We start from the raw sequence: 24,848 nt of genomic DNA on the forward strand, positions 1-24,848 counted from the left end.
CTTTTTCATTCATCGATGAGGAAGGTTTGAGGGAATGGAGTTTTTCATCATCTCGATGCTGAACGGGCTGAGCTACGGGCTCCTGCTGTTCATGCTGAGTTCGGGTCTCACGCTGATCTTCAGCATGATGGGCGTGCTCAACTTCGCGCACGCCAGCTTCTACATGCTGGGGGCCTACGTGGGTTACACGGTGGCGCAGTTCGTGGGCTTCTGGCCCGCGCTGCTGATCGCGCCGATCGTGGTGGGCCTGCTGGGTGCGGCGTTCGAACGCCAGTGCCTGCGCAAGGTGCACAAGTACGGCCACGTGCCTGAACTGCTGGTGACTTTCGGCCTGTCCTACGTCATCGTCGAGCTGGTGCAGCTCGTCTGGGGCCGCATCGCGGTCGAGTTCCGCCCGCCCGAAGAGCTGCGCGGTCCGGTCTTCACCCTGATCAACAACTCCGTCGAAGGCCTGCGCATGGTCTGGGGCGCCGCGCCGCCCGAGCTGTGCAGCGCCGCCGACGCGGCCATCCGCGTGGTCTGCTCGCCGTTCCCGGCCACACGCGGTTTCATGATGCTGGTGGCGGTGGTGATGCTGGCCTCGGTCTGGCTGCTGCTCACGCGCACCCGCATCGGCCTGGTGATCCAGGCCGCGCTCACCCACCCCGAAGCCGTCGAGTCGCTGGGCCACAACGTGCCGCGCGTCTTCATGCTGGTGTTCGGCGCGGGCTCCGCGCTGGCCGGCCTGGCCGGCGTCATCGGTGGCAGCACCTTCCTCACCGAACCGGCCATGGCCGCCACGGTGGGCTCGGTGATCTTCGTGGTGGTGGTGGTCGGTGGCATGGGCTCGCTCTCGGGTGCCTTCGTCGCCTCCATCCTCATCGGTGTCATCCAGACCTTCGCCGTGGCCTTCGAGTACTCGCTGGCGACGCTGGCCCAGCAGATCGGCCTGCCGCTGTCGGACGCCGTGGCCAACAACTCGTACGTCAAGCTCACGCTGTCCCAGGTCGCGCCCATCCTGCCGTACCTGTTCCTGGTGCTGATCCTGATCTTCCGGCCGCGTGGCCTGCTCGGCAAACGGGAGGGCTGAGCGATGACCTCCAAACACTACGCATTCAAGCCGCTCAACGTCGGGCGCTGGCTGACCTGGGGCCTCTTCGCGCTGCTGCTCATCGTGGCGCCGAGGATCTTCACCAGCGGCCTGGCGATGACGGTGCTCTCGCAGATGGGCATCGCCATCATCGCCTGCCTGTCCTACAACATCCTGCTGGGGCAGGGCGGCATGCTCAGCTTCGGGCACGCGGTCTACACCGGCCTGGGCTCCTTTCTGGCGATCCACGCGCTCAACAGCGTGACCTCCGGCTCGCTGCCGCTGCCGGTGTCGCTGATCCCCATCGTGGGCGGCCTCGCGGGCGTGGGCTTCGCGGTGCTGTTCGGCTACGTGACCACCCGCAAGTCGGGCACCACCTTCGCCATGATCACGCTGGGCCTGGGCGAACTCGTGTTCGCGCTCTCGCTCATGATCCCCGAGTTCTTCGGTGGCGAAGGCGGCGTCTCGGGCGACCGCATGGCCGGCAAGCCCTTCATGGGCATCACCTACGGGCCGCAGGTGCAGGTGTACTACCTGATCGCCGTCTACACCTTCATCTCGGTCGGGCTCATGTTCGCCTTCACCCGCACGCCGCTGGGCCGCATGCTCAACGCCGTGCGCGACAACCCCGAGCGCGTGGAGTTCGTGGGCTACGACACCCAGCGCGTGCGCTACATGGCCTTCATCATCGCCGGCTTCTTCGCCGGCATCTCGGGCGGCCTGGGGGCCTTGAACTTCGAGATCGTCACCGCCGAGGTGGTGGGCGCGGCGCGCTCGGGCGCCTACCTGCTGTTCACCTTCCTGGGTGGCGCCACCTTCTTCTTCGGGCCCATCATCGGCGGCATCCTCATGGTGCTGGCCTTCGTGCTGCTCTCGGAGTTCACCAAGGCCTGGCTGCTCTACCTGGGCCTGATCTTCCTGTTCATGGTGATGTACGCCCCCGGCGGCATCGCCAGCCTGATCATGATGAACCTGCGCGTGGCGGCCTTCGGGCGCCTGCGCGAACTCTGGGTGAGCTACCTCGCGCTGGCCGGCACCGCCCTGGTGATGCTGGTGGGCGCGGCGGCCATGATCGAGATGGTCTACCACCTGCAGCTCAACACCACCCTGGGCTCCGAACTGCGCTTCCTCGGCGTGCCACTGGACGCCAAGGGCATCAACAGCTGGTTCGGCGCGGGCATGGTCATGCTCACCGGCCTGGGCCTGTTCGAACTCACGCGCCGCGCCTTCCTGCGCGAATGGGGCGAGATCCAGGAATACATCGAAAAAGAAATCAAGCGGCGGGAGGCGCTGTGAGCATGAACGCACCATCAACCTACGCGCTGGAACTCAAGGACCTGCGCAAGAGCTTCGGCAAGACCGAGATCATCCGGGGCGTGAACCTGGCTGTGAAGGCGGGCGAGCGCGTGGGCATCATTGGCCCCAACGGCGCGGGCAAGTCCACGCTGTTCAACCTCATCAGCGGGCGCTTCGCGCCCAGCAGCGGCCAGGTGCTGCTCAACGGCCAGCGCATCGACGGCAAGAAGCCGTTCGAGATCAACCGCGCCGGGCTCTCGCGCAGCTTCCAGATCACCAACATCTTCCCCAAGCTCAGCGTGTTCGAGAACCTGCGCTGCGGCGTGCTCTGGAGCCTGGGCTACAAGTACACCTTCCTGAAGTTCCTGGCCGACCTGGACGACGCCAACGAGCGCGCCGAGCAGCTCATGGAGATGATCAAACTCGACCGCAAGCGCGACACGCTGGCCATGAACCTGACCTACGCCGAGCAGCGCGCGCTGGAGATCGGCATCACCATCGCCGGCGGCGCCAACGTGATCCTGCTCGACGAGCCCACCGCCGGCATGAGCAAGAGCGAAACCAGCCGCTTCATCAGCCTCATCAAGGAAGTGACCGTGGGCAAGACCCTGCTCACGGTGGAGCACGACATGGGCGTGGTGTTCGGCCTGGCCGACCGCATCGCCGTGGTCGTCTATGGCGAGGTGCTCGCCTTCGACACACCCGCCGCCGTCCGGGCCAACCAGCGCGTGCAGGAGGCCTACCTGGGCTCGCACGTGGCAGACGCGCAGGGAGCGGCACACTGATGTTGAAAATCGAAAACCTCCACGCCTACTACGGCAAGAGCCACGTCCTGCACGGCGTGAGCTTCGACGTGCAGCCCGGCGAGATCGTCGCGCTGCTGGGCCGCAACGGCTCGGGCCGCTCCACCACCGCCAAGGCCGTCATGGGCCTGGTGGAATGCCAGGGCAGCATCCACTGGAAGGGCCAGCAGATCATGGGCAAGAAGGCCTATGAGGTGGCCCACCTGGGCCTGGGCTACGTGCCGGAGAACCGCGACATCTTCCCCACGCTCACCGTGCACCAGAACCTGATGCTGGGGCAGAAGGGCCGCGGCAAGGGCTCGCGCTGGAGCTTCGAGGACATGTACGGCATGTTCCCGCGCCTGCGCGAGCGCCAGCACACCGAAGCGGGCGTGCTCTCGGGCGGCGAGCAGCAGATGCTCACGCTGTGCCGCGCCCTCATGGGCGACCCCGACCTCATCATCATCGACGAGCCCACCGAGGGCCTGGCGCCCAAGATCGTGGAGCTGGTCGGCCAGTACCTGCAGACGCTCAAGTCGCGCGGGATCTCGGTGCTGCTGATCGAGCAGAAGCTGACGATTGCCATGGCGATTTCGGATCGCGCGCTGGTCATGGGGCACGGCAGCATCGTGTTCCAGGGCACGCCGGAGAGCCTGCGCGCCGATCCTTACACCCGCAAGGAGTGGCTGGAGGTTTAGGTGTGGCCCCCACGCTCCGCCGCTGCGCGGGTCGCTGCCCCCCAAGGGGGCTTTCCCGGCTTGGGGCGGCCCGGCGCCGGGACTCCCCCGCGCCGCCTGCGGCGGCACCCCCCACTGGGGGGCGATGCCTGTGGGCCGGCGGAGCCGGACCCACGGCATCCTGGTTGCGGGCACGCCCTCCGGAGCCAATTCCTTTTTTCGCCTCCCTGAGACAAGCCGGCGACACCCGGGTCTTGCGGCGTTGCACAATCTTTCTAGAATCGAACGATCGTTCTTTTTAAAGAAGAGCGTCACAGTCAACGCCCTCAGGCACTGTCCGACATACAACGAAGGAGCTTTTTCATGACCGCTGAGTACCAGGTCCACGGCGATGTGGCCGTCATCACCATGAACAACCCGCCGGTCAACGGCCTGGGGCTGTCCACCCGCCAGGGCATCACCGACGGGCTGGCCAAGGCCGAGGCCGATCCGGCCGTGAAGGCCATCGTGCTGACGGGTGCCGGCAAGGCGTTTTCGGGTGGGGCGGACATCCGCGAGTTCGGCTCGCCCAAGGCGCTGGCCGAGCCGAACCTGCTGTCGGTGATCCTGGCGGTGGAAAACGCCTCCAAGCCGGTCATCGCCGCGATCCACTCCGTCGCCATGGGCGGCGGCCTGGAGCTGGCCCTGGGCTGCCACTACCGCATCGCCGCGCCCGGCACCAACGTGGCGTTGCCCGAAGTGAAGCTGGGCCTGATTCCCGGCGCCGGCGGCACGCAGCGCCTGCCGCGCGCGCTGGGCGTGGAGCCCGCGCTCAACATGATCGTGAGCGGCGAGGCCGTCAAGAGCGAGATGCTGGCGCAGGTGCCCGGCCAGATGCTGTTCAACAAGCTGTCGGCCTCGCCCGAGAGCCTGGCCGAGGAAGCCCTGGCCCTGGCCCGCGAGATGGCCGCGAAACACGCCGACGGCAGCGCGCTGCCCCGGGTGCGTGACCTGCCCTGCAAGCACCCCAAGGGCGACGCGTACTTCCAGTTCGCGCGCAACATGGTCAAGGGCATGTCCAAGAACTTCCCGGCGCCGGCCAAGTGCGTGGACGCGGTGGAAGCCGCCACCAAGAAGAAGTTCGACGACGGCATGGCCTTCGAGCGCGAGATCTTCATCAACCTGATGTGGACGCCCGAGTGCCGCGCGCTGCGCCACCTGTTCACGGCCGAGCGCGCCGCGAGCAAGATTCCCGATGTGCCGGAAGACACGCCCAAGCGCGAGATCGCCTCGGTGGCCGTCATCGGCGCCGGCACCATGGGCGGCGGCATCTCCATGAACTTCCTCAACGCCGGCATTCCGGTGAAGATGCTGGAGATGAAGCAGGAGGCGCTGGACCGCGGCATCGCGACCATCCGCAAGAACTACGAAGCCCAGGTGAAGAAGGGCAAGCTCAAGCAGGACAAGTACGAGCAGCGCATGGCGCTGCTGAGCACCACACTGAGCTACGACGACATCGGCTCGGCCGACCTCGTGATCGAGGCCGTGTTCGAAGAGATCGGCGTGAAGGAAAAGGTGTTCAAGGAACTCGACCGCGTGATGAAGCCCGGCGCGATCCTGGCCTCCAACACCTCCACGCTGGACGTGAACCAGATCGCCAATTTCACCCAGCGCCCGCAGGACGTGGTGGGCCTGCACTTCTTCAGCCCGGCCAACGTGATGAAGCTGCTGGAAGTGGTGCGCGGCGAGAAGACCGCCAAGGACGTCATGGCCACCGTGATGGCCGTGGCCAAGAAGATCAAGAAGACGGCGGTGGTCTCCGGCGTGTGCGACGGCTTCATCGGCAACCGCATGATCGAGCAGTACGGCCGCCAGGGCGGTTTCCTGCTGGACGAGGGCTGCACGCCCGAACAGGTGGACAAGGCGATGGAGAAGTTCGGCATGGCCATGGGCCCGTTCCGCATGGGCGACCTGGCCGGCAACGACATCGGCTGGGCGATCCGCAAGCGCCGCTACCAGGAAAAGCCGGACATGAAGTACAGCAAGACGGCCGACCTGCTGTGCGAGAAGGGCCGTTTCGGCCAGAAGACCGGTGCCGGCTGGTACGACTACGTGCCGGGCAAGCGCGACGCGATCCCGAACGCCGAGGTCGTGAAGATGATCGAGGACCACCGCAAGTCGCTCGGCATCACGCCGCGCAAGATCTCCGACGAGGAGATCGTGCAGCGCCTGGTGTACTCGCTGGTGAACGAGGCCGCGCACATCCTGGAAGAGGGCATCGCCAACAAGGCCAGCGACATCGACGTGGTCTACATCTTCGGCTATGGCTTCCCGATCCACCGCGGCGGTCCGATGATCTACGCCGACACGGTGGGCCTGTTCAACGTGGTGCAGAGCATGAAGCGCTTCGCCAAGAACCCGCTGGACGACGCGAAATTCTGGGAGCCGGCACCGCTGCTGGCGCGACTCGTGGCCGAAGGCAAGACCTTCAACGCCTGAGCCCACGAACCCCACACTAGGAGAACATTTCATGACCAACGCCGTCATCGTTTCCACCGCCCGCACCCCCCTGGCCAAGAGCTGGAAGGGCGCTTTCAACATGACCCATGGCGCCACGCTCGGCGGCCACGCGGTGCAGCACGCCGTGCAGCGCGCCGGCATCGAAGCCGCTGAAGTGGACGACGTCATCATGGGCTGCGCCAACCCCGAAGGCGCCACCGGCGCCAACATCGCGCGCCAGATCGCGCTGCGCGCCGGCCTGCCCATCACCACCTCGGGCATGACGGTGAACCGGTTCTGCTCGTCCGGCCTGCAGACCATTGCCATGGCCGCGCAACGCATCATCGCGGGCGAGGGCGACGTGTACGTGGCCGGCGGTGTGGAGAGCATTTCCTGCGTGCAGCAGGAAATGAACACCCACATGCTGGCCGACCCCTGGCTGGTGAAGAACAAGCCCGAGATCTACTGGAACATGCTGCAGACCGCCGAGCAGGTGGCCAAGCGCTACAACATCTCGCGCGACGCCATGGACGAGTACGGCGCCGCCAGCCAGCAGCGGGCCACGGCCGCGCTGGAAGCGGGTCTCTTCAAGGCCGAGATCGCCCCCATCACCGTGACCGCCGGCGTGGTCGACAAGGTCATGGGCCTGAGCACCAAACAGGTGACGGTGGAGAACGACGAAGGCATCCGCGCCGGCACCACCAAGGAAGGCATCAGCGGCATCCGCCCGGCGATTCCCGGAGGCGTGATCTCGGCCGGCAACGCCAGCCAGTTCAGCGACGGCGGCGGTGCCTGCGTGCTGATGAACGAGACCCTCGCCGAGAAGCGCGGCCTCAAACCCCTGGGCCGTTTCCTTGGCTTCGCGGTGGCCGGCTGCGAGCCCGATGAAATGGGCATCGGCCCGGTCTTCGCCATTCCCAAGGTGCTCGCGCGCCTGGGCCTGAAGGTGAGCGACATCGATCTGTGGGAGCTCAACGAAGCCTTCGCGGTGCAGGTGATCTACTGCCGCGACAAGCTGGGCATCCCCGGCGACCGCCTCAACGTGAACGGCGGCGCGATCGCCGTGGGCCACCCCTACGGCGTGTCGGGCCAGCGCCTGACCGGCCACGCGCTGCTCGAAGGCAAGCGCCGTGGCGCCAAGCGCGTCTGCGTGACCATGTGCATTGGCGGTGGCATGGGCGCCGCCGGCGTGTTCGAAGTCCTCTGAGGGCCGGCACCATGGCCGAGGCCAGCGTCAGCCCCGAGGTGTTTCTGGCCATGGGGCGCGAGGTGCTGGCCGCGCAGCCGTTCTCGCGCCTCATCGGCGCCGAGCTGGCCGCGTTTTCCAAGGGGCATTGCGAGCTGCACGTGCCCATCGGCGAATCGGTGAAGCAGCAGCACGGCTTCGTCCACGGCGGCGTGCTGAGCTACGCCGCCGACAACGCGCTTACCTACGCCGGTGGCAGTGCCCTGGGCTTGCCGGTGGTCACGGCTGAGTTCAAGATCAACTATTTGCGGCCTGCGATTGGTGAGCGCCTGATCGCCCGGGCCGACGCCGTGCACACCGGCAGGACGCAATCGGTCTGCCGCTGCGACGTCTTCGTGGTCAAAGATGGGGTGGAGAAACTCTGCGCGGTGGCGCAGGGCACCATCGCCGCGCTGCCACCCAAGAACTGAAGAAGAGACATCCATGAGCCTGCGCCCCACCGTCGATTTCCTGCTTTACGACTGGCTCGATGCGCCCGCGCTGAGCGGGCGCGAGCGCTTCGCCGACCACAGCCGCGAGACCTTCGACGCCGTGCTCGACACCTGCGAGCGCATCGCGCGCGAGAAGTACGCGCCGTTCAACCGCGTGGTGGACACGCAGGAACCGCATTTCGACGGTGAGAAGGTGATCCTGCCCCAGGCCACGCACGACGCGCAGAAGGCCTACGCCGAGAGCGGCATGCTCAGCGCCGCGCAGGATTACGAGGTGGGCGGCATGCAGCTGCCCTACACGGTGGAGGCCGCGGCCAACGCCTTCTTCGCCATGGCCTCGGTGAGCATCGGCAGCGGCATGCTCACCACCGGCAACGCCAACCTGCTCATGGTGCACGGCACCGAGGCGCAGAAGAACGTGTTCGCGCTCAACGAGTTCTCGGGCCGGTTCTCCGGCACCATGTGCCTGTCCGAACCGCAGGCCGGTTCGTCGCTGAGCGACGTGACGACCCGCGCCGTGCCCGATGGCGCCGGCTTCGAGAGCGACCCGCTCGGGCCGCGCTACCGCCTCAAGGGCAACAAGATGTGGATCTCGGCCGGCGAGCACGAGCTGACCGAGAACATCATCCACCTGGTGCTGGCCAAGATCCCGGACGAAAACGGCAAGCTGGTGCCCGGCACGCGCGGCATCTCGCTTTTCATCGTGCCCAAGAAGATCGTGAACCCCGCCGGGGAATTGACGGGCGAACGCAACGACGTGGCGCTCGCGGGCCTGAACCACAAGTGCGGCTGGCGCGGCACCACCAACACGCTGCTCAACTTCGGCGAGGGCAAGTACCCGGTGCAGGGCGAAGCGGGCGCGGTGGGGTATCTGGTGGGGCAGGCGGGCAAAGGCCTGCACTGCATGTTCCACATGATGAACGAGGCCCGCATCGGCGTGGGCATGGCCGCCACCATGCTGGGCATGGCGGGCTACCTTGCCAGCCTGGACTACGCGAAGAACCGCCCGCAGGGCCGCCCCATGGGCCCGGCCGGCAAGGACCCGGCGCAGCCACCGGTGCGCATCATCGAACACGCCGACGTCAAGCGCATGCTGCTGGCGCAGAAGGCGTATTGCGAAGGCGCGCTGGCGCTGGAGCTGTATTGCGCGCGCCTGGTGGACGAGCAGCACACGGCCGACGCCGCCACGGCGGACGACGCGCGCCTGCTGCTGGAGGTGCTCACGCCCATCGCCAAGAGCTGGCCCAGCGAGTGGTGCCTGGAGGCCAACAGCCTGGCGATCCAGATCCACGGCGGCTACGGCTACACGCGCGATTTCCCGGTGGAGCAGTACTGGCGCGACAACCGCCTGAACATGATCCACGAAGGCACGCACGGCATCCAGGCCATGGACCTGCTGGGCCGCAAGGTGCTGATGGAAGGCGGCAAGGGCCTGAGCCTGCTGGCCGGGCGCATCAACGAGACCATTCAGCGCGCCATCCACGTGCCCGAACTGGCCGCCCACGCGAATGCGCTGGGCCAGGCGCTCGCGCAGGTGGGCGCCGCCACCAAGGCCGCCTGGGCCACCGGCGAACCCACCGACGCGCTGGCCAATGCCGTGCCCTACCTGCAGGCCTTCGGCCACACCGTGCTGGCCTGGATCTGGCTGGACGTGGCACTCGCCGCGCACGCGGCACCCGAATCGAACGCCCGCACCGGCCGCCTCGCCGCCATGCGTTTCTTCTTCCACTACGAGCTGCCCAAGATCGGCGCGTGGCTGCAGGTGGTGAGCAGCCGCGACCAGACCTGCGCGGCCCTGCCCGAGGAGGCCTTCTGATGTTGCATCACATCGTCATGTGGAAGATCAAGGCCACGGCCGACGGCAGCAGCCACGAGGCCAACATCGCCAAGGCCAAAGCCTTGCTCGATGCCTGTGCCAAGCTGGTGCCCGGCATCGTGCGCTTCGAGGTCGCCACCGCCGGCGGCGACCTGGAATGCACCTACGATCTGGTGCTCAACAGCAGCTTCACCGGCCGCGACGCGCTCGCCGCGTACCAGAACCATCCCTCGCACACCGCCCTCAAGCCGTTCATGCGCCTGGTGGTGGAGCAGCGGCAGTGCATGGACTACGAGACCTGATTCTTCACAGACACCACAGGAGACCACATGACCCGAACCATTCCCCAACTCTTCGACCTCAAGGGCAGGACCGCCCTGATCACCGGTGGCTCGCGCGGCCTGGGCCTGCAGATGGCCCACGCCCTGGGCGAGGCCGGCGCGCGCGTGCTGGTGAGTTCGCGCAAGGCCGAGGACCTGGAGAGCGCCACCGCCGAACTGCAGGCCGCCGGCATCGACGCGCGCTGGATCGCGGCCGACTGCTCGAAGGAAGAAGACATCCACCGCCTGGCCGACGAGAGTCTGCAGCGCCTGGGCGACATCGACATCCTGGTGAACAACGCGGGCGCCGCCTGGGGCGCGCCGGCCGAAGACCACCCGGTGGAGGCCTGGGACAAGGTGATGAACCTCAACGTGCGCAGCTACTTCATCCTGAGCCAGGTGATCGCCCGGCGCAGCATGATCGCGCGCAAGTCGGGCCGCATCATCAACACCGCGTCCATCGCCGGCCTGGGCGGCAACCCCTCGGGCATGAACACCATCGCCTACAACACCTCCAAGGGCGCGGTGATCAACTTCACCCGCGCGCTGGCCGCCGAGTGGGGCAAGTACGGCATCACCGTCAACGCGATCTGCCCGGGCTTCTTCCCGAGCAAGATGACCGTGGGCACGCTCAAGACCATGGGCGAGGAAAAACTCGCTTCGCACGCACCGCTGCGCCGCCTGGGCGACGACGAAGACCTCAAGGGCCTGACCGTGCTCTACGCCTCCGACGCCGGCAAGCACATCACCGGCCAGTGGCTGGCGGTGGACGGTGGCGTCAGCGTGATCACCGGAGGTTGAGCGTTTCATGGAGTTTTCCGTCCGCATCCCTTTCGTCGAGCTGTTGGGCTTCGAACTGCACCGGTTCGAAGGCGGGGAGGCGGAGCTGCGCTTCGACCCGGGGCCCGACCACCTGAACTCGTTCGACGTGGTGCACGGCGGCGCCAGCATGACGCTGCTCGACGTGGTCATGGCCCACGCCGCGCGCTCCACCGAGCCCGACATGGGCGCGGTCACCATCGAGATGAAGACCAGTTTCATGCGCGCCGCCAAGGGGCCGCTGCGGGCCACGGGCCGCACGCTGCACCGCACCGCCACGATGGTCTTCACCGAAGGCCACATTCACGACGCCGCCGGCAAGCTCTGCGCCCACGCCACCGGCACCTTCAAGCTCATGCCGCGCCTGGCCACCGGCGCCAGCAGCGCGCAGCCCCTCAACCGCATCCGGACCGACTGACGGTCCTTGTCGCCCAACGGAGAAACACCATGCCCGCCAACCAACAGATCCTGCTCGACAACCGCCCCGACGGTGAAGCCACCGTCCACAACTTCAAGCTCGTCACCACCCAGACGCCCGCGCTGGCCGACGGCCAGGTGCTGGTGCGCCACCACTTCCTGAGCCTGGACCCCTACATGCGCGGCCGCATGAACGACAGCAAGAGCTACGCCGCCTCGCAGCCGCTGGGCGAGGTGATGATCGGTGGCACCGTGGGCGAGGTCGCTGAATCGAAGCACCCCAAGTTCCAGCCCGGCGACAAGGTCGTGGGCATGGGCGGCTGGCAGGAATACAGCGTGGTCGATGCCGGCCAGCCCGGCGCGCTGCGCAAGGTGGACACCACCCACGTGCCGCTGTCGCACTACCTGGGCGCGGTCGGCATGCCGGGCGTGACCGCCTGGTACGGCCTGGTGAAGATCATCAACCCCAAGGCCGGCGACACCGTGGTGGTGAGCGCCGCCACGGGCGCGGTGGGCAGCGCCTTCGGTGCTTTGGCCAAGGCGCGCGGCTGCCGCGCGGTTGGCATCGCCGGTGGCCCGGACAAGTGCAAGTACGCGGTGGAAGAGCTGGGCTTCGACGCCTGTATCGACTACAAGGTCCACAAGGACATGTACTCGCTGGCCAAGGCCTTGAAGGAAGTCTGTCCCAAGGGCATCGACGGCTACTTCGAAAACGTGGGCGGCATGGTGCTCGACGCGGTGCTGCTGCGCATGAACGCCTTCGGCCGCATCGCGGTGTGCGGCATGATCGCCGGCTACGACGGCCAGCCGCTGCCGCTGGCCAACCCCGCGCTGATCCTGGTGAACCGCCTCAAGGTCGAGGGCTTCATCGTCAGCGAGCACATGGAAGTCTGGCCCGAGGCCCTGACCGAGCTGGGCACGCTGGTGGGCACCGGCAAGCTGCGCCCGCGCGAAACGGTGGCGCAGGGCCTGGCCGCCGCGCCCGAGGCCTTCATGGGCCTGCTCAAGGGCAAGAACTTCGGCAAGCAGCTCGTCAAGCTGGTCTGAGCCACCGGGGTCGCGCGTGGACACGCCGGGCCAGCAGCAAGGTGAAGAGTTCCGCCAGGACCTGCGGGCACCCGGCGCGCGCAACGCGCAGGCGCGCCGCCTGCTCAGCACGGCCGAGCTGGCGCCGCTGACGCGGCTGTCCACGGCGCGCTCCCTGCTGGCGATCGCGCAGACCCTGGGCTGGATCGCCGCGGCCGTGGCGCTGGCGGTGCTTACCTGGCCCAGCCCGTGGCTGGTGCTCAGCGTGCTGGTGCTCGGTGTGGCGCAGCACGCCGTCTTCATCCTGATCCACGAGGCCGCCCACTACCGCCTGTTCGCCGCGCGCTGGGCCAACGACGGCCTGGGCCGGCTGATGGGCATGGCCGTGGGCCTGTCGATGTGCACCTACCGCGTCACGCACCGCCTGCACCACAACCACCTCTACACCGAGGAAGACCCGGACACCGCCATCCACGGCGGCTACCCGCGCGGTCGCCTGTACCTGTTGCGCAAGCTGGGTGAAGACCTGCTGGGCCTCAACGCCTGGAAGACCTACGCCTACTTCTTCGGTGCGCCCGCCATCAACGACGACACGCGGCGCGAGATCCGCCCGCTGGACGACACCTCGCCCGCCTTGCGCGCCGCCGCGCGGCAGGACCGCTGGCTGGTGCTGGCCTTCCAGCTGACCGCGCCGCTGGCGGCCTTCGCCTGGGGTGGTGCGCAAGGCCTGCTGATGTACGCGGTGCTGTGGCTGTTGCCCCTGGTCACGGTGCTGCAGCCCATCTTGCGCCTGCGTGCGATCTGCGAGCACGGCGCGGTGACCGACCTGTCCTCGCCGCTGACCGCGGCGCGCTGCAACCGCACCAGCGGCTCGCTGGCCAATTGGCTGGGCCGCGCGCTGCTGTTCCCGCACCACGTGAACTACCACCTGGAACACCACCTGTACCCGGCCGTGCCGCACTACCACCTGCCGCGCCTGCACCGGCTGCTGCGCGACAAGGGCGCGCTGGACGCCGCCGAGGTGCGCGACCTGAGCGACACCTGGACCCGGATCTTTGCCCCGAGGAGACCCCGAGATGCCCGCCACGCATGACGTTTTCAACCAGCCCGAGCCGCTGGTGGATGTGAACCTGTTCGACGGCAACCGGCCGATGCAGGCGGCGTTGAAATTCAACGCGCCCGCGCTGGACACCGCGCCGCTGCAGGCGCTGGGCGCCACGGTGGGCAACGGCGAGATGCAGACGCACGCGCGCCTGGCCAACGTGCACACGCCGCAGCTCAAGACGCACAGCCGCTTCGGCCACCGCATCGACCAGGTGGAGTTCCACCCGAGCTACCACGCGCTGATGACGGCCGCGGTGGGCGCGGGCCTGCACGGCACCGCGTTCTCGGCCGAGCAGCAGGCCACCGGCCACGCCCACCAGCTGCGCGCCGCCGGTTTCATGCTCTTCACCGAGCTGGAACCCTCCATCCTGTGCCCCATCTCCATGAGCTACGCGGTGGCGCCCGCGCTCAAGGACAACCCGGCCATCTACCGGGACTGGGCGCCCGGCCTCACCAGCCGCGCCTACGACCCGGCGCTCACGGTCTGGCGCGACAAGCCCGGCCTGACCATGGGCATGGGCATGACGGAGAAGCAGGGTGGCTCCGACGTGCGCGCAAACACCACGCGCGCCGAGCCCGCCGGCAGCGACGCCTGGGGCCAGCGCTACAGCGTCACCGGCCACAAGTGGTTCTTCTCGGCACCGATGTGCGACGCCTTCCTGATCCTGGCGCAGACGGCCAGCGGGCTCTCGTGCCTGTTCCTGCCGCGCGTGCTGCCCGACGGCACGCTCAACCAGCTGTTCATCCAGCGCCTGAAGGACAAGCTGGGCAACAAGGCCAACGCGAGCTCCGAGGTGGAGTTCGTGGGCGCCAGCGCCTGGCTGGTGGGCGAGGAGGGGCGCGGCGTGCCGCAGATCCTGGCCATGGGCACCATGACGCGGCTGGACTGCGCGCTGGGCACCAGCGGCCTGATGCGCCAGGCGCTGTCCATCGCGCTGAACCACACCACGCAGCGCAAGGCCTTCGGCAAGGCGCTGATCGACCAGCCGCTGATGAAGAACGTGCTGGCCGACCTGGCGCTGGAGTCCGAGGCGTCCACCGCGCTGGCCCTGCGCCTGGCGCGCAGCTTCGACCGCGCGGCCGACCCGCACGAGCAGGTGATGACGCGCCTGCTCACCCCGGTGGCCAAGTTCTGGATCTGCAAGCGCGGCAGCCACTTCGCGCAGGAAGCCATGGAATGCCTGGGCGGCAACGGCTACGTGGAGGAGGGCGGCGAGGGCGTCATGGCGCGCATCTACCGCGAAATGCCGCTCAACTCGATCTGGGAGGGCGCGGGCAACATCATGGCGCTGGACCTGCTGCGCGCCTTGCGCAAGGCCGATGCCGCCGCCGCGCTGGCCCAGGAACTCGCGCCCGCGCGCGGCATGCACGCCGCGCTGGATCACCTGGCCGATCGCCTGCCGGCTCGCGTGGAAGAGATGGCCACCGAGATGGAAGCCCGCCGCCTGGCGCAGGACGTGGCCCTGGCCGTGCAGGCCGCGCTGCTGGCGCAGACCGCGCCTTCGGCCGTGTTCGGCGCCTTCTGCGAGTCGCGCCTGGCCGGGCAGTGGGGTTACAGCTTCGGGTCGCTGGGTGCGGGCACCGATTTCGATGCCATCATTGCCCGAGCCATGCCGCGCTGAACATTCCCACAAGGCCCCCCGATATGTCCGACCTCATCCTTCACCACTACGCCACGTCGCCGTTTTCCGAGAAAGCGCGCCTGATGCTGGGCCACAAGGGCCTTGCCTGGCAGAGCGTGAACATCCCGCGCATCATGCCCAAGCCCGACGTGGTCGCGCTCACCGGCGGCTACCGCCGCACGCCCATCCTGCAGGTCGGCGCCGACATCTACTGCGACACCGCGCTGATCTGCGACGTGCTGGAGCACCGCCAGCCCCAGCCCGCGCTCTACCACGAGCACCACAAGGGCGTGGCGCGCGTGCTGGCTCAATGGGCCGACACCACGCTGTTCTGGGCCGCCATGGCCTACAGCCTCAGCCCGAAGGGCGCGGCCGCGCTGTTCGCCGGCCAGCCGCCCGAAGCGGCCCAGGCCTTCGCGGCCGACCGCGGCGCGATGCGCGGCGGCATGACCAGCCTGCGCCCGGGCGACGCCACCGCCGCCTACCGCAGCTACCTGCGCCGCCTCTCCACCATGGTCGAGGAACAGCCCTTCCTGCTGGGCGGCGCGCCCTGCGTGGCCGACTTCGCCGCCTACCACCCGCTGTGGTTCACCCGCGTGGTCAACCCCGCGATGGCCGGCATCCTGGACGCCACGCCCCACGTGATCGAGTGGCTGGACCGCATGGCCGCCATCGGCCACGGCACGTCGCACAAGATGACGTCCACCGAGGCGATCGCCATCGCGGCCGCCGCCGAGCCCGCGCCGCTGACCGACGACGTGTTCCAGGACGAACACGGCATCGCCCTGGGCAGCCGCGTGACCGTGACCGCCGAGTCCTTCGGCCCCGAGCCCACCGAAGGCATCCTGCGCGCGGCCACGCGCACCCGCTACACGCTGGAACGCAACGACGAGCGCGCCGGGCGCCTGCACGTGCACTTCCCGCGCATCGGTTATGTGTTGAGGGAAGTGCGCGCTTGAGCTCCCCGACCCCGAACCTGACCTGGCGCTGCCTGCCTTTTGATGCCCTGCATGCCCGCAACCTGTATGCCCTGCTGCAACTGCGCACCGAGGTGTTCGTGATGGAACAGAACTGCGTGTTCCAGGACATGGACGGCGCCGACGCCCGATGTTTCCACCTGCTCGGTGAACGCACCGACGGCACGCTGGCGGCCTACGCCCGCCTGGTGCCGGCCGGCCTGAAATTCACCGAGGCCAGCATCGGCCGCGTGGTCACGCTGCCGGCCGCGCGCGGCGGTGGCCAGGGCCATGTGCTCATGCGCGAAGCGGTGCGGGCCTTGCACGGCCTGTGGGGCGTGCAGCCCATCCGCATCGGCGCGCAGGCCAGATTGGAGGCCTTCTACCGCCAGCACGGCTTCGAACCGGCCAGCGAGATCTACATCGAAGACGGCATCGACCACATCGAGATGGTTCGGGCCGCCTGAGTTCTTTCACACACAGGAGACATCCATGATTCAGGATTTCAAGGGCAAAACGGCGGTGCTCACCGGCGCCGGCTCGGGCTTCGGCCTCGAATGCGCGCGCATCGGCGCGAAGCTGGGCATGAATCTGGTGCTGGTGGACGTGCAGCAGGACGCGCTGGACAAGGCCACGGCCGAGATCGAGGCCACCGGCGTGCAGGTGCTCTCGCGCAAGGTCGACGTCTCCAGCCAGGAACAGATGGAAGCCCTGGCCAAGGCGGTCGAACAGCGCTTCGGCGCTCCGCACTTCGTCTTCAACAACGCGGGCGTGGGCTCGGCCGGCCTGGTGTGGGAAAACTCGGTGCGCGACTGGGAATGGGTGCTGGGCGTGAACCTCTGGGGCGTGATCCACGGCGTGCGCCTGTTCACCCCCATGATGCTGGCCGCCGCCAGGAAAGACCCGAACTGGCGCGGCCACATCGTCAACACCGCCAGCATGGCCGGCCTGCTCACGCCGCCCAACATGGGCATCTACAACGTGAGCAAACACGCCGTGGTGAGCCTGACCGAGACGCTCTACCAGGATCTGAAGCTGGTGAGCGATCAGCTCAGCACCAGCGTGCTGTGCCCGTACTTCGTGCCCACCGGCATCAACCAGAGCCACCGCAACCGCCCGGCCGAGATGGCCGACGAAAAAGCCACGCAAAGCCAGCTGATCGGTCAGGCCATGACCGACAAGGCCGTGGGCTCGGGCAAGGTCTCGGCCGCCGAGGTGGCCCAGCTGGTGTTCGACGCCATCAGCGCCGACCGCTTCTACATCTTCAGCCACCCGCGCGCGCTGGGCAATGTGCGCGCGCGCATGGAAGGCATCGTCAACCAGACCAACCCGGCCGACCCGTTCCTCGAACGGCCCGAGATCGGTGCGGGTTTGCGCGCGGCGCTGCGCGCGGTGTGAGACCGCGATGGACGGCGGCCACACGCTGTTCGACACCGCCATCGGTGCCATCGGCATCGCCTGGGGGCCGCACGGCGTGGTGGCGGTGCAGTTGCCCGAAGCGGACGCCACGCGCACCCGGGCGCGGCTGCTGAAGGGCCTGCCGCCGCTGCCGGAAGACGCGCACCCGCCCGCGCCGGTGCAGGCCGCCATCGACGGCGTCCAGGCCTTGCTGGCGGGCGCCTCGCGCAGCGATCTGCGCGAGATCGCGCTCGACATGAGCGGACTCACCCCGTTCCAGCGCGAGGTCTATGCCCTGGCCCGCGCGATACCACCCGGCGAAACGCGCACCTATGGCGAACTGGCCGAGGCCTTGGGCGACGCCGGCCTGGCCCGGGCGGTGGGGCAGGCCATGGGCCACAACCCGTTCGCGCCCATCGTGCCTTGCCACCGCGTGCTCGCGGCGGGCGGGCGCTCGGGTGGTTTCTCGGGCGGCAGCGGCGTGCCGACCAAGCTGCGCATGCTGCAGATCGAGCGCGCCCGCATCGGCAACGAGCCCGGCCTGTTCGACGGAGAGCCGCCGTGATCACCGCCACCGAGCTGCAGGCCGGCCCGGTGCGCGTGGTGGACTACCGCTGCGGCACAGGCCCGGCCGAGCGGCCGTTCACGGAGGTGCACCAGGGCCATTCGGTGTCCTATGTGCGCAAGGGCACCTTCGGCTACCGGGTGGGCGGCGATGCCTACGAGCTGGTGGCCGGCTCGGTGCTGGTGGGCCACCCGGGCGACGAATTCATGTGCACGCACGACCACGCGGTCTGCGGCGACGAGTGCCTGGCCTTTCACCTCTCGCCCGGCTTCGTCGAACTGGTCGGTGGCGACCGCCGCACCTGGCGCACCGGCGGCCTGCCGCCCTTGCCCGGGCTCATGGTGCTGGGCGAGCTCGCGCAGGCCGTGGCCAGCGGCCAGGGCGACGCCGGCCTGGACGAGGTGGGCCTGTGGTTCGCGTCGCGCTTCGTGGACGTGGTGAGCGGCCGCGAGCTCAGGCCCGCGCCGGTGGCCGAACGCGACCGGCGCCGCGCGGTCGAGGCCGCGACGTGGATCGCGGCCCATTCGAACGAGGCCGTCGACCTGGACCGGGCGGCGGGCGAAGCGGCCCTGAGTCCGTTCCATTTCCTGCGGGTGTTCTCGCGGGTGCTGGGCGTCACGCCGCACCAGTACCTGGTGCGCTCGCGCCTGCGGCACGCGGCCCGGCTGCTCGCCGAGGACGATCGCCCGGTGACCGAGGTGGCGCTGGAGGTGGGCTTCGCCGACCTCAGCAACTTCGTGCGCAGCTTCCACCGCGCGGCCGGCCTGTCCCCGCGCGGCTTCCGGCGCGCCGCCCGCAACGGTCTTCCCCAAGACCGCAAGATTCTCCAAGACCGCCTGGCGACCCTGCTCGAAGATGAACGCCTCATCCACCCATCGAGCAGGAAACCTTCGCCATGTACGACCACCTCGGACTGAAAGTCAACGACCTCGCCAAGAGCACCCGCTTCTACGAAGCCGCGCTCGCGCCGCTCGGCCACGTGCTGGGCTCCCACGACGACAGTTATGCCGGCCTGGGGCCGAAAGACGCCCCCGCGCTGTGGCTCTACGCGGCGCCGGGCCACCAGGGCCCGGGCACGCACGTCGCGTTTCGCGCCTCCGACCACCGGGCGGTGGACGCCTTCTACAAAGCGGGCCTGAAGGCCGGCGCGCGCGACAACGGCGGCCCCGGCGCGCGGCCCGACTACAGCCCGACCTACTACGCGGCCTTCCTGATCGATCCCGACGGCAACAACGTCGAAGCCGTCTGCCCGTGAGGGTTCAGGCCGGGGCCTGCGCGTCCTGGCCCTCGGCCTGCTGTTTCTTCACCTGGTTGCCCAGCACCAGCTGGCGGCCGGCGAACAGGCCGCCGGCGGCTTCGAGGTCCATGCGCTCGGCGTCGCGCCGGCGCAGGTGCTCCATCACCTCGTCGGCTTCCTCCTCGGCGGCCCCGAGCGTGAGCACCGCCTGGCGGCCCATGGCCATGGCCGACTCGAAGGTCTCGCGCACGAGGTAGCCCACGTCGGCCTTGCGCAGCTCGAGCACGTGTTCGCGGTCGAACGCGCGCACCAGCAGCTCGGCGTGCGGGAACTCGGTCTTGGCCAGCTCGGCGATGCGAGTGGCGGCTTCCTTGTTGTCCAGGCAGACCAGGATGGCCTGCGCCGCGTGGGCGCCGGCCGCATGCAGCACGTCGGCGCGGCAACCGTCGCCGTAATAGACCTTGAAACCGTAGGCTTCGGCGTCGCGGATCATCTGCACGTTGTTGTCGATGATGGTGATGCTCGCGCCCCGGGCGATCACGCCCTGGCTGGCGATCTGGCCGAAACGGCCGAAGCCGATCACCAGCACGCTCGCGGCCCGGTCGGCCACGGTCTCGATGCCGTCCATGGACACGCCGGTGTCCTTGGCCGCGAAGCGCCGGTGCACCAGCACCACCAGCGGGGTGAGCGCCATGGACAGGACCACGATGGCGGTCATGTTGGCGTTGACCACCGGGTCGATCACCTTGGCGCCCAGCGCGGCGGCGAACAGCACGAAGGCGAACTCGCCGCCCTGCGCCATGAGCACGGCGCGGTCCAGCGCGTCGGCGTGCGAGCTGCGGGCGAAGCGCGCCACGCCGTAGATGCACAGGGCCTTGACCAGCATCATCGCCACCACGCCGGCCACGATGATGGGCCAGTTGCTCGCCACGGCCGCCAGGTCCAGCGACATGCCCACGCTCAGGAAGAACAGGCCCAGCAGCAGGCCGCGGAAGGGCTCGATGTCGGCCTCCAGCTGGTGGCGGAAGGTGGATTCGGACAGCAGCACGCCGGCCAGGAAGGCGCCCATGGCCATGGACAGGCCACCGACCTGCATCAGCAGGGCCGCGCCCAGCACCACCAGCAGGGCGGCGGCGGTCATCACCTCGCGCGCCTTGGCGTTGGCCAGGATGCGGAAGAGGGGGTTGAGCAGCCACACGCCTGCGGCCACGAGCGCCACCAGCGAGCCCAGGCCCAGGCCGATCGCGCCCCAGCGCGACGAGTTGGCGGCCACCGGCCCGCCGATGTCGGGCGGCGCCAGGAAGGCCACCACCGCCAGCAGCGGCACGATCAGCAGGTCCTCGAACAGCAGGATGGCGACGATCTTCTGGCCGCGCGGCTGGGCCATGTCGCCGCGCTCGCCCAGCAGCTGCATCACCACGGCGGTGGAGGTCAGCACGAAGCCCATGGCGCTCACGAAGGACACGCCCAGCGGGAAACCGAAGGCCAGGCCGACGCCGGTGAGCAGAAAGCCGCACACCACCACCTGCAGGCTGCCCAGGCCGAAGATGGCCTTGCGCAGGCTCCAGAGGTGCGAGGGCTGCATCTCCAGGCCGATCACGAAGAGGTACATCACCACCCCGAGCTCGGCCGTGTGCAGGATGGTGGCCGGGTCGCTGATCAAGCCCATGCCGAACGGCCCGATGGCCAGGCCCGCGGCCAGGTAACCCAGCACCGAGCCCAGGCCGATGCGCTTGAACAGGGGCACGGCGACCACCGCTGCGCCCAGCAGGGTCACGACTTTGAGCAGGTCGCCTGCGCTGCCTTCAACGGCCATGGTGGGGTTCTCCGGGGGAAAGTAAGGGGGTGGGATGCGAAATTGTGACGCACCCGGACCGCCCTTACACCAGAACGGTCCAACCGTGCCCCGGCAAAGCCTTCGCGCCCTGGCGACAATAGGGGATGTTCTTCACCCGTTATCTCAAGATGGCCCTGATTCTGGGCCTGCTCTCCGCCATCGGCCCCTTCGCCATCGACATGTACCTGCCCGCGCTGCCCGACATCGGGAGCAGCCTGGGCGCCGAGGTCGGTGCCGTGCAGTTCAGCCTGACCGCGTTTTTCCTGTCCCTGGGCGTGGGACAGCTGCTCTACGGCCCGGTGTCCGACATGGTGGGCCGCAAGCCGCCGCTGTACTTCGGCCTGGGCCTGTTCACCCTGGCCAGCATCGGCTGCGCGCTGGCCACCGACATCCAGACCCTGGTGGCGCTGCGCTTCCTGCAGGGCCTGGGCGCGGCCGCCGGCATGGCGATCCCGCGCGCCGTGGTGCGCGACCTGCACACCGGCGCCGATGCCGCGCGCCTGATGTCGCTGCTGATGCTGGTGTTCAGCGTCTCGCCCATCCTGGCCCCGCTGGCGGGCAGCGGCGTGATCGCGCTGACCGGCTGGCGCGGCGTGTTCTGGGCCGTGGCCCTGGCTTCCGTGGCCGGGCTGGCCCTGGTCTACGGCACGCTGCAGGAGACCCGCACCGAAGCCGAGCGCGTGGAAAGCAGCCTGGGCAGCGCCCTGCGCGCCTACGCCTTGCTGCTGCGCGACTGGCACTACCTGGGCCTGGTGGGCATCGGCGCCACGGCCATGGCCGGGTTCTTCGTCTACCTGGCCGGCTCGCCCTTCGTGCTGATCAACCACTACGGCCTCACGCCCACGCAGTACAGCCTGGCGTTCTCGCTGAACGCCATCGCCTTCATCGGCGCCTCGCAGTTCACCGGCGTGCTCGGCCGGCGCTTCGGCCTGGTGCGGCTGGTGAAGGTGGCGGCCACCGCCTCGGGCCTGACCATGGCGCTGATGCTGGCCTACTACCTCGCGGGCGGCGACCAGCTCGTGGTGCTGATCATTCTGTATTTCATCGCCAGCGCCTTCATGGGCCTGGTCATTCCCACCACCTCGGTGCTCGCGCTGGAGAAACACGGCGCCATCGCCGGCACCGCCTCGGCGCTGCTGGGCACCCTGCAGATGCTGGGCGGCGCGGCCGCCATGGGCATCGTGAGCCTGTTCGCCACCGGCAAGCCCCTGCCCATGGTGGTGGGCATGGCCACGGGCGCGCTGATCGGCGTGGCGTTGACCTGGATCACGCTCTCGGGCGACCCCACGAGGCACCTGGCCGCCGAGGCGCGCGGGTGACGGCGCAGGACGGTCTGCCGTCTCCCCAGCGCGGCAAGGCCGTGCTGGTGATCGTGCTCGGCATCGCCATGTCGGTGATGGACGGCAGCATCGTCAACCTCGCGCTGCCCGGCATCGCGCGCCAGCTCCAGGCCGAGGCCTCGCAGGCGATCTGGGTGGTCAATGCCTACCAGATCGCTTCGCTGGTGATGCTGCTGCCCCTGGCCGCGCTGGGCGACCGGCTGGGCTACCGCCGCGTCTACCTGGTGGGCATGCTGCTGTTCGTGCTGTCCTCAGTGGCCGCCATGCTGGCGGATTCGCTGGCCATGCTCACTGCCGCGCGGGCGCTGCAAGGGCTGGGCGCGGCCGGCATCATGAGCGTGAACACCGCGCTCGTGCGCCTGGTCTACCCGAGTTCGCGCCTGGGGCGCGGCATCGCGCTCAATTCGATGGTGGTGGCCACCTCCACCATGGCCGGCCCGGCGGTGGCGGCGGCCATCCTGTCGGTGGCGTCGTGGCCCTGGCTGTTCGCGCTGAACCTGCCGCTGGGCCTGCTCACGCTGTGGATGGGGCGGCGCGCGCTGCCCTACAACCCCACGCGCGCCGAGGCCGCGCCCCAGTTCTCGCTGATCGACGTGGCGCTCAACGTGCTCATGTTCACGCTGGTCTTCGTCGGCGCCGATTACCTGGGTGTGCGCAGTGGCGCGGCGCACAGCGCCCCGGTGCTGGGCTGGGCCTTGCTGGCCGCCGGGGTGGCGGTGGGGGTGGTCTACCTGCGCCGCCAGCGGCGGCTGACGGCGCCCCTGTTCCCGCTGGATTTGCTGCGCATTCCCGTGTTCGCGCTGTCCATGGGCTCGTCGCTCGGGGCCTTCTGCGCGCAGATGCTGGCCTTCCTCAGCCTGCCGTTCCTGCTGCTGGAAGTGCAGGGCCGCTCGCACATGGACGCCGGCCTGATCATGACGGCCTGGCCGCTGGCCACCGTGGTCGTGGCGCCGATCGCCGGCCGCCTGATCGGCCGCTACCCTGCGGGCTGGCTGGGCGGCATCGGCATGGTGGTGTTCGCCACCGGCCTGCTGCTGGTGGGCCTGCGGCCCGAGCACGCCACCAGCTTCGAGATGGGCTGGCGCCTGGCCTTGTGCGGCGCGGGTTTCGCGCTGTTCCAGTCGCCCAACAACCACACCATCGTGACCACCGCGCCGGTGCACCGCAGCGGCGCGGCCAGCGGCATGCTGGGCACGGCGCGGCTCACGGGACAGACGCTGGGCGCGGTGATCCTGGCGGCGATCTTCGCGGTCTGGAACCAGCACGACGGCCGGGCCGAGACGATCGCGCTGTGTCTGGCGGCGGGTTGCGCGCTGTTGGCAGGGCTGAGCAGCTCACTTCGGGTGAGGGCCACCCGCTAAGCCCTCGGCCAGGGCCCGCACCGACAGCGGCGCGCAGCCCTCGGCCTTGTTGCTGATGGTGACAAAGACGTTCTGGCCGGCGCCCGCGATGCCCGCCATGGTGCGCACCAGCAGCTCGCGCGTGTCCTGGTCCACGTCGTGGATGCGGTCGTAGGGGCTGTACTCGCGCTGGGCGTCTTCGTAACCGTAGGCGCCGTGCAGCGGGTTGAGGTTCCAGCGGCAGACCATGGGGCCGGGCCAGAGCGCCCGCAGCAGGGGCAACTGGTCGCGCAGGCGCGGCATCTTGGCGTGCAGGCACAGGCACCAGGTGGCACCGGCCTCGCGCAGCACGGCGGCCAGCTCGTGCACGAAGGGTTCGTCCAGCCACTGCGGGTCGCGCACCTCCACGGCCAGCACGCCGTCGGGCGCGGTGGGCGCCAGCGGCGGCTGGGCCAGCAGGAGCTTGCGCAGGCGTTGCAGCACCAGCGGCAGGTTGTGCAGCAGGTGCCGGGGCAGCGGGCTGAGCTGGAACACCAGCGCGCCGACCTTGTGGCCCAGGCCCGCGAGCGCGGGCGCCACGAAGTCCTGCGTCGCCAGCGCCGGGTCGAGGAACGCCGGGTTGGGCTGCACGCCCCGGCCGTCCTCGCCGCGCACCAGCGCGTCGGTGACGTGGCTGGGCGCTTTCACCACGAAGCGGAAGTCGTCCGGCACCTGGGCGGCGTAGCGCGCGTACTGGTCCTGCGTGAGCGGGCGGTAGAAGCTGCGGTCCACGCTGACCGAGCGCATCAGCGGGTGCTGGCCATAGGCGCGCAGGCCTTCTTTCGACAACAGGGCGTCGGGGTATTCGGTGTCCCACACCAGGCCGGCCCAACCGGGGTAGGTCCAGGACGAGCTGCCCAGCCGCACGCGAGCGGGCAGGGCGGCGGCCAGCGCCTGCAGCACCGGATCGGGCGGCGCGGGATTCACCCGGGCCAGGCTTTTGCGCGCGGCCGGGGCGGGTGAGGGCGCCGGGGGCGCGGGGGGAGGAGGCGGGTCGCCGAAGAGGTCGTCTTGCATGGTGGAAACGGGTCAG

General features: G+C 69.1%; 24 protein-coding genes. 22 read left to right on the forward strand and 2 right to left on the reverse strand.

The genetic code is table 11. The features are described 5' to 3' along the window. The first annotated feature begins 34 nt into the window (after positions 1–34). The 20 genes from AC1Q9M_RS18375 to AC1Q9M_RS18470 all read left to right on the forward strand — a co-directional run bounded on the left by AC1Q9M_RS18375 (position 35) and on the right by AC1Q9M_RS18470 (position 19,277). Complete coding sequence (locus tag AC1Q9M_RS18375; protein WP_382157790.1) at positions 35–1,069, forward strand: branched-chain amino acid ABC transporter permease; 1,035 nt, start codon at positions 35–37, stop codon at positions 1,067–1,069. A gap of 3 nt (positions 1,070–1,072) precedes the next feature. Continuing rightward, positions 1,073–2,365 (forward strand): branched-chain amino acid ABC transporter permease, encoded by a 1,293-nt coding sequence (locus tag AC1Q9M_RS18380; protein ID WP_382324918.1) that lies wholly within the window; start codon positions 1,073–1,075, stop codon positions 2,363–2,365. Between the two features lie 2 nt (positions 2,366–2,367). Further along, positions 2,368–3,150 carry an ABC transporter ATP-binding protein gene (locus AC1Q9M_RS18385; protein ID WP_382324916.1) on the forward strand — a complete coding sequence of 261 codons (783 nt, stop codon included), beginning with the start codon at positions 2,368–2,370 and terminating at the stop codon, positions 3,148–3,150. Next, the gene (locus AC1Q9M_RS18390) at positions 3,150–3,845 is read left to right on the forward strand and encodes an ABC transporter ATP-binding protein (protein ID WP_382157796.1); all 696 of its coding nucleotides are present in this window, start codon (positions 3,150–3,152) and stop codon (positions 3,843–3,845) included. The genes AC1Q9M_RS18385 and AC1Q9M_RS18390 overlap by 1 nt, the downstream gene beginning before the upstream one ends. A gap of 342 nt (positions 3,846–4,187) precedes the next feature. Beyond that, positions 4,188–6,302, forward strand: a complete 2,115-nt coding sequence (locus AC1Q9M_RS18395; RefSeq protein ID WP_444686605.1) for a 3-hydroxyacyl-CoA dehydrogenase NAD-binding domain-containing protein — start codon at positions 4,188–4,190, stop codon at positions 6,300–6,302. 31 nt (positions 6,303–6,333) lie between these two features. Then, entirely contained in the window at positions 6,334–7,509 is a 1,176-nt protein-coding gene (locus AC1Q9M_RS18400; protein WP_444686604.1) for an acetyl-CoA C-acyltransferase, read from the forward strand. Between the two features lie 11 nt (positions 7,510–7,520). Next, on the forward strand, positions 7,521–7,958 hold the full coding sequence (locus AC1Q9M_RS18405) for a PaaI family thioesterase (protein WP_444686603.1): 438 nt from the start codon (positions 7,521–7,523) through the stop codon (positions 7,956–7,958). Between the two features lie 13 nt (positions 7,959–7,971). After that, complete coding sequence (locus AC1Q9M_RS18410) at positions 7,972–9,795, forward strand: acyl-CoA dehydrogenase (protein ID WP_444686602.1); 1,824 nt, start codon at positions 7,972–7,974, stop codon at positions 9,793–9,795. Then, on the forward strand, positions 9,795–10,097 hold the full coding sequence (locus tag AC1Q9M_RS18415; protein ID WP_382324912.1) for a Dabb family protein: 303 nt from the start codon (positions 9,795–9,797) through the stop codon (positions 10,095–10,097). Before AC1Q9M_RS18410 ends, AC1Q9M_RS18415 begins: the two co-directional genes overlap by 1 nt. A gap of 27 nt (positions 10,098–10,124) precedes the next feature. Further along, on the forward strand, positions 10,125–10,916 hold the full coding sequence (locus tag AC1Q9M_RS18420) for an SDR family oxidoreductase (protein ID WP_291119432.1): 792 nt from the start codon (positions 10,125–10,127) through the stop codon (positions 10,914–10,916). A 7-nt stretch (positions 10,917–10,923) separates the two neighbouring features. After that, positions 10,924–11,352: a PaaI family thioesterase gene (locus AC1Q9M_RS18425; protein WP_382157808.1), complete on the forward strand. Its 429-nt coding sequence runs from the start codon at positions 10,924–10,926 to the stop codon at positions 11,350–11,352. 29 nt (positions 11,353–11,381) lie between these two features. After that, a complete protein-coding gene (locus AC1Q9M_RS18430) occupies positions 11,382–12,398 on the forward strand; it encodes an NADP-dependent oxidoreductase (protein ID WP_382157810.1) in 1,017 nt (338 codons plus the stop codon). Between the two features lie 16 nt (positions 12,399–12,414). Further along, positions 12,415–13,470 carry a fatty acid desaturase family protein gene (locus tag AC1Q9M_RS18435; protein WP_382324910.1) on the forward strand — a complete coding sequence of 352 codons (1,056 nt, stop codon included), beginning with the start codon at positions 12,415–12,417 and terminating at the stop codon, positions 13,468–13,470. Beyond that, positions 13,454–15,103 carry an isovaleryl-CoA dehydrogenase gene (locus AC1Q9M_RS18440; RefSeq protein WP_382326647.1) on the forward strand — a complete coding sequence of 550 codons (1,650 nt, stop codon included), beginning with the start codon at positions 13,454–13,456 and terminating at the stop codon, positions 15,101–15,103. The genes AC1Q9M_RS18435 and AC1Q9M_RS18440 overlap by 17 nt, the downstream gene beginning before the upstream one ends. A gap of 23 nt (positions 15,104–15,126) precedes the next feature. After that, the gene (locus AC1Q9M_RS18445) at positions 15,127–16,062 is read left to right on the forward strand and encodes a glutathione S-transferase family protein (protein WP_492434985.1); all 936 of its coding nucleotides are present in this window, start codon (positions 15,127–15,129) and stop codon (positions 16,060–16,062) included. Beyond that, the gene (locus AC1Q9M_RS18450) at positions 16,059–16,526 is read left to right on the forward strand and encodes a GNAT family N-acetyltransferase (RefSeq protein WP_382324904.1); all 468 of its coding nucleotides are present in this window, start codon (positions 16,059–16,061) and stop codon (positions 16,524–16,526) included. The genes AC1Q9M_RS18445 and AC1Q9M_RS18450 overlap by 4 nt, the downstream gene beginning before the upstream one ends. Positions 16,527–16,551: 25 nt before the next feature. After that, a complete protein-coding gene (locus tag AC1Q9M_RS18455; protein WP_382157820.1) occupies positions 16,552–17,457 on the forward strand; it encodes an SDR family oxidoreductase in 906 nt (301 codons plus the stop codon). 7 nt (positions 17,458–17,464) lie between these two features. Beyond that, positions 17,465–18,022, forward strand: coding sequence for a methylated-DNA--[protein]-cysteine S-methyltransferase (locus tag AC1Q9M_RS18460; protein WP_382157822.1), 558 nt, complete (start codon positions 17,465–17,467; stop codon positions 18,020–18,022). Then, positions 18,019–18,939 (forward strand): helix-turn-helix domain-containing protein, encoded by a 921-nt coding sequence (locus AC1Q9M_RS18465; protein ID WP_382324900.1) that lies wholly within the window; start codon positions 18,019–18,021, stop codon positions 18,937–18,939. The genes AC1Q9M_RS18460 and AC1Q9M_RS18465 overlap by 4 nt, the downstream gene beginning before the upstream one ends. Then, a complete protein-coding gene (locus AC1Q9M_RS18470) occupies positions 18,918–19,277 on the forward strand; it encodes a VOC family protein (RefSeq protein ID WP_382324898.1) in 360 nt (119 codons plus the stop codon). Before AC1Q9M_RS18465 ends, AC1Q9M_RS18470 begins: the two co-directional genes overlap by 22 nt. 4 nt (positions 19,278–19,281) lie before the next feature. Here AC1Q9M_RS18470 and AC1Q9M_RS18475 read toward each other — a convergent pair whose 3' ends face one another. After that, a complete protein-coding gene (locus AC1Q9M_RS18475; RefSeq protein WP_382326654.1) occupies positions 19,282–21,075 on the reverse strand; it encodes a monovalent cation:proton antiporter-2 (CPA2) family protein in 1,794 nt (597 codons plus the stop codon). A 125-nt stretch (positions 21,076–21,200) separates the two neighbouring features. Between AC1Q9M_RS18475 and AC1Q9M_RS18480 the strand changes: the two genes are divergently transcribed. Continuing rightward, complete coding sequence (locus AC1Q9M_RS18480) at positions 21,201–22,415, forward strand: multidrug effflux MFS transporter (protein ID WP_492434989.1); 1,215 nt, start codon at positions 21,201–21,203, stop codon at positions 22,413–22,415. After that, a complete protein-coding gene (locus AC1Q9M_RS18485; protein ID WP_382324896.1) occupies positions 22,412–23,797 on the forward strand; it encodes an MFS transporter in 1,386 nt (461 codons plus the stop codon). Before AC1Q9M_RS18480 ends, AC1Q9M_RS18485 begins: the two co-directional genes overlap by 4 nt. Here the strand turns inward: AC1Q9M_RS18485 and AC1Q9M_RS18490 are convergent. Beyond that, entirely contained in the window at positions 23,771–24,832 is a 1,062-nt protein-coding gene (locus AC1Q9M_RS18490) for a DUF72 domain-containing protein (RefSeq protein WP_444686595.1), read from the reverse strand. The two genes, AC1Q9M_RS18485 and AC1Q9M_RS18490, sit on opposite strands and share 27 nt — an antisense overlap. Positions 24,833–24,848: the final 16 nt, after the last annotated feature.

The organism is Hydrogenophaga sp. GW823-FHT04C09 (assembly GCF_058796355.1).